Raw genomic sequence first — 4,485 nt, 5'->3', positions numbered from 1 at the left:
TGCATGAGCGCGATCAACGGCGATACGACGATTCCCGCTCCGAGCCCCGCTTCCCGCCGCGCCAGGGACGGGATTTGATAGCAGAGAGATTTGCCGCCGCCCGTGGGCATGAGCACAAGGCAATCGCCGCCACCGGCGACGTGTTCGACAATGTCGCGCTGCTGCCCTCGGAATGCGGGATAGCCGAAGACTTCGTTGAGAATTTCTAGAGCGCGGGACATGTAGGAGATAGGGAGAGACGAACTGCGGACGGATGCAATTCTACCAACCGATCCATCGTAGCGACGCCGCTCACATGCGCGTTAGCCTTTCGGCCAATCAAGCGCGGCGCCGGCGCATACCGTCCGCCGCCAGCCGTCGGCCGCGATAAGCGTCCTACCGCGCGATCGGAAAAAGTAGACGAGCGACTTAGGCGCCCCGCATGCAAGGGAAAAAGGACACTGTGCGCCCATGCTGGGCGCACGCAAAAAAAAACCGCCCGATCAAACGACCGAGCGGTTTTGCGCCATTGGCGCCATGCGGGTAGGGTACACGAGCGGCGCGATGCACCGCCCTTGGGCCTTACTCCGCCGGGTGTTGCTGATGCGGCACGTCGATCGGCGCTTCGTCGGCAGCCGACGCCGGCGTCCCGAACTCGAACGCCTCTTCCGCGGCGATCTGATCGAAACGCTCGCGATCCGACGATTCCTTCGCCTTGCGTGCCTTGTGGAACGCGAGACCCGTACCGGCCGGGATCAAGCGGCCGACGATCACGTTTTCCTTCAGACCGCGCAGATCGTCGCGCTTGCCCATGATCGCCGCCTCGGTCAGCACGCGCGTCGTTTCCTGGAACGATGCCGCCGAAATGAACGAATCGGTCGACAGCGACGCCTTCGTGATACCGAGCAGCACGTTGTCGTACGACGCCGGACGCTTGTCGTCCGCGACCATCCGATCGTTCTCGTCGAGCATGTCCGACCGCTCGACTTGTTCGCCCGGAATGAAGCGCGTATCGCCGTTATCGGTGATCTGCACGCGGCGCAGCATCTGACGCACGATCACTTCGATGTGCTTGTCGTTGATCTTCACGCCTTGCAGACGATACACGTCCTGCACTTCGTCGACGATGTAGCGCGACAACGCCTCGATACCCTGCAAACGCAGGATGTCGTGCGGATCGGCCGGACCGTCCACGATCATTTCGCCCTTGTTGACGACTTGGGCGTCGTGGACCAGCACCTGCTTTTCCTTCGCGATCAGGAACTCGTGCTGATTGCCCTCGAGATCCGTGATGACGAGACGCTGCTTGCCCTTCGTGTCCTTGCCGAACGACGTCGTGCCGGTGACTTCCGCCAGGATGCCCGCATCCTTCGGCGAACGCGCTTCGAACAGTTCCGCCACCCGCGGCAGACCGCCGGTAATGTCACGCGTCTTCTGCGCTTCGGTCGGGATACGTGCGAGCACTTCACCCACCTGCACTTGCTGACCGTCCTTCACGGTGATCAGCGCGCCGACTTGGAAGCCGATCTGCACGGCGTGTTCCGTGCCGGGGATCTTCACTTCCTCGCCGCTCGCGTCGAGCAGCTTCACCTGCGGGCGCACGCTCTTGCTCGCCTGCGAACCGCGGCGCTTGACGTCGATCACGACGAGCGTCGACAAGCCCGTCACGTCGTCGATCTGCTTGGCGACCGTCACGCCCTCTTCGACGTTCTCGAACTTCACCGTGCCGCCGTACTCGGTAATGATCGGACGCGTGAGCGGATCCCACGTCGCGAGCACCGTACCGGCCTTGATCGACGCACCGTCGAGCTGCAGCAGCGTGGCGCCGTACGGCACCTTGTGACGCTCGCGCTCGCGGCCGTGATCGTCGGTGATCATCGCCTCGCCCGAACGCGAGATGACGATCTGCTCGCCCTTCGCATTCGTCACGTAGCGCATCGTCGCCGTAAAGCGCACCGTACCGTTGCTCTTCGCTTCGACCGACGAAGCCACTGCCGCACGCGATGCCGCGCCGCCGATGTGGAACGTACGCATCGTCAGCTGCGTGCCCGGTTCACCGATCGACTGCGCCGCGATCACGCCGACGGCTTCGCCGACGTTCACGAGCGAGCCGCGGCCCAGATCGCGCCCATAGCAAGACGCGCACAGACCGTAGCGGGTTTCGCAGGTGAGCGGCGTGCGCACGCGCACTTCGTCGATGCCGAGGCGTTCGATTTCCTCGACGGCCGTTTCGTCGAGCAGCGTGCCCGATTCATACAGCGTCTCTTGCGATTCGGGGTTCACGACGTCAGCCACCGCCACACGGCCGAGAATCCGGTCGCGCAGCGCTTCGACGACTTCACCGCCTTCGACGAGCGCCTTCATCGCCACGCCGTTGCTCGTGCCGCAATCGTCCTCGGTCACGACCAAGTCTTGCGTCACGTCGACGAGACGCCGCGTGAGGTAGCCCGAGTTCGCCGTCTTCAGTGCCGTATCGGCCAGACCCTTACGCGCGCCGTGCGTCGAGATGAAGTACTGCAGCACGTTCAGGCCTTCGCGGAAGTTCGCCGTAATCGGCGTCTCGATGATCGAGCCGTCCGGCTTGGCCATCAGGCCCCGCATACCGGCGAGCTGACGAATCTGCACCGCCGAGCCGCGAGCGCCCGAGTCGGCCATCATGTAGATCGAGTTGAACGACTCTTGACGCACTTCGTTGCCGTCGCGATCCACCACGGGCTCGGTCGAGAGCTGCTCCATCATCGCCTTGCCGACCGATTCCGACGTGGCCGACCAGATATCGACGACGTTGTTGTAGCGCTCTTGCGCGGTGACGAGACCCGACATGTACTGACGGTCGTATTCCTTCACCTTCTTCGCGGCATCGCCGACGATCACTTCCTTCTGCGGCGGCACGAGCATGTCGTCCACGCAGATCGAGATGCCCGCGCGGGTCGCCAAGCGGAAACCCGACTGCATCAGTTGATCGGCGAACACGACCGTCGCACGAAGACCGCACTTGCGGAACGCCGTGTTGATGAGGCGCGAGATTTCCTTCTTCTTGAGCGGCTTGTTCAGCACCGTGAACGGCAGGCCCGGCGGCAGGATCTCCGACAGGATCGCACGGCCGACCGTCGTCGCGTAGAGCGAGATCTTCGGCACGAATTGCGGCGCGCCTTCGGACGTATCCTCGTTCGCCACCATTTCGGTGATCCGAACGTTCACGCGCGAAGCCAGCTCGACTTCCTTGTTCTCGTACGCACGCAGGACTTCCGACACGCCCGTGAAGGACATGCCCTCGCCCTTGCCGTTGACCGCTTCGCGCGTCGCGTAGTACAGGCCGAGCACGATATCCTGCGACGGCACGATCGACGGATCGCCGTTGGCCGGGAACAGGATGTTGTTCGACGCGAGCATCAGCGTACGCGCTTCCATCTGCGCTTCGAGCGACAGCGGCACGTGCACGGCCATCTGGTCGCCGTCGAAGTCGGCGTTGAACGCCGCGCAAACGAGCGGGTGCAGTTGAATGGCCTTGCCTTCGATCAGTACGGGCTCGAACGCCTGAATGCCGAGACGGTGCAGCGTCGGCGCACGGTTGAGCATCACCGGATGCTCGCGGATCACCTCTTCGAGGATGTCCCACACGACCGGCGTTTGATTCTCGACTTCCTTCTTCGCCGCCTTGATGGTCGTGGCTACGCCCATCACTTCAAGCTTGTTGAAGATGAACGGCTTGAAGAGTTCGAGCGCCATCAGCTTGGGCAGACCGCACTGATGCAGCTTCAGCGTCGGGCCCACCACGATGACCGAACGGCCCGAGTAGTCGACGCGCTTACCGAGCAAGTTCTGACGGAAACGACCGCCCTTGCCCTTGATCATATCGGCGAGCGACTTCAGCGGACGCTTGTTGGCGCCCGTCATGGCCTTGCCGCGACGACCGTTGTCGAGCAGCGAGTCGACGGCTTCCTGCAGCATCCGCTTTTCGTTGCGGACGATGATCTCCGGCGCCTTGAGCTCGAGCAGACGCTTCAACCGGTTGTTCCGGTTGATCACGCGCCGATACAGGTCGTTCAAGTCCGACGTGGCGAACCGGCCGCCATCGAGCGGCACGAGCGGACGCAGTTCGGGCGGCAGCACGGGCAGCACTTCGAGCACCATCCATTCGGGCTTGATGCCCGAACGTTGGAAGGCCTCGAGCACCTTCAGGCGCTTCGCGAACTTCTTGATCTTCGCTTCCGAACCCGTGTTCTTGAGTTCGGTTCGCAGCGTCTCGACTTGCTCGTCGATGTTGATCGCGCGCAGCAGTTCGCGCACGCCTTCCGCGCCCATTTCGGCACGGAATTCGTCACCGTACTCTTCGACCTTGTTGTAGTAATCCTCTTCGGTCATGATCTGCCGCGCCTTGAGCGGCGTCATGCCCGGTTCGATCACCACGTACGCTTCGAAGTACAGCACGCGCTCGATGTCGCGCAGCGTCATGTCGAGCACCATGCCCAGACGCGACGGCAGCGACTTCAAGAACCAAATGTG

At 62.9% G+C, this 4,485-nt stretch carries 2 protein-coding genes; both read right to left on the bottom strand.

The window, feature by feature from the left end:
- Positions 1-221, bottom strand: a 221-nt coding sequence (locus tag ACTHNR_RS10695; RefSeq protein ID WP_440547579.1) for a DEAD/DEAH box helicase, incomplete at its 3' end; no start/stop codon positions are given.
- A 340-nt stretch (positions 222-561) separates the two neighbouring features.
- Positions 562-4,485 (bottom strand): DNA-directed RNA polymerase subunit beta' (gene rpoC, locus ACTHNR_RS10690; RefSeq protein WP_440547578.1); only part of this gene is annotated, 3,924 nt, incomplete at its 5' end.

The sequence above is a fragment of the Trinickia sp. genome (assembly GCF_051954495.1).
Classification (GTDB): Bacteria; Pseudomonadota; Gammaproteobacteria; order Burkholderiales; family Burkholderiaceae; genus Trinickia.
This window is presented reverse-complemented; position numbering and strand designations above follow the sequence as displayed.